The organism is Psychrobacter sp. 1U2 (genome assembly GCF_051847575.1).
The window spans coordinates 1-921 of sequence record NZ_JBPYDC010000643.1 but is presented as its reverse complement, the minus strand read 5'-3'; the positions used below and the strand labels follow the sequence as shown (position 1 = coordinate 921).

At 45.4% G+C, this 921-nt stretch carries 1 protein-coding gene; it reads left to right on the top strand.

Going from position 1 to position 921, the window contains the following annotated elements:
- Window positions 1–61: 61 nt before the first annotated feature.
- A partial coding sequence (locus ACS8FD_RS17815; RefSeq protein ID WP_439276832.1) for an endolytic transglycosylase MltG occupies window positions 62–921 on the top strand: 860 nt, incomplete at its 3' end.

Sequence of the window (921 nt, the reverse complement as noted above, 5' to 3'; positions counted from 1 at the left end):
ACCATTGAAAAGCACACGGTTCAATGCTAAATTCTAGCAAACATCTGCCTCGCGAGTTGCCATGAGCAAGCCTACACCTGAAATACCTCCTGAACGTCCAAATGATCCTGCATCAGACAAGCGAGACGGCACTATTAACGACCCTCTTAAGACGCCTCAAGACATTGAGACTGACGACAAAGCACCAGCGACGGATATTTCTTTGGTCAATGGTCAAAACACCCCGCGCGAGTACAAAAAAGACAATCAGTCGTTTTTTATGCAGCGTGGTTATCAGATTTTATTGGTATTGGGACTGATTGCTGCCTTTTTATTGGTGATGGTCTATCAAACGTTGTTTGGTCGTATCGAGCAGCCTGAGCAAAAGGTGACGATTGAGCAGGGCGACACTTATTACGGCTTGCTTCCACAATGGCAACAGCAAATCCCGCTGTTTTCTGCCAGTATTGCTAAGTTTTATATCAAGTCGCAAGTAGATGCACCGCTACATGCAGGTATCTATCAATTACCAGAAAACCCGACGATAGCAGAAGCATTGCATGTCTTACAACAAGGCGCAAAGGTGGCGATGGTAAAAGTACAAATTATCGAAGGCAAGACAGCTAAAGATCTATATCAAAATCTACGCGACAACCCAGGCATCAAAAAAGAAGTACTGACCGCTGATAGTGATAACGCTAGTATCGCAAAAGCGCTGGATCTGGTGGGTATACTGCCTGATTCGGTGATCAATAGCGACGATCCTATTGTTAGCTACAACCTTGAAGGGTGGTTCACTCCTGATACCTATTATTATGGCGAAGATGCCAGTGACAAGCAGGTCTTGACGGATCTGTATAAGCGCCAGCAGCAAGCATTGACCCTAGCTTGGGAAAACCGCGCAGCTGATTTGCCATATAAGACGCCTTATGAAGCATTGAT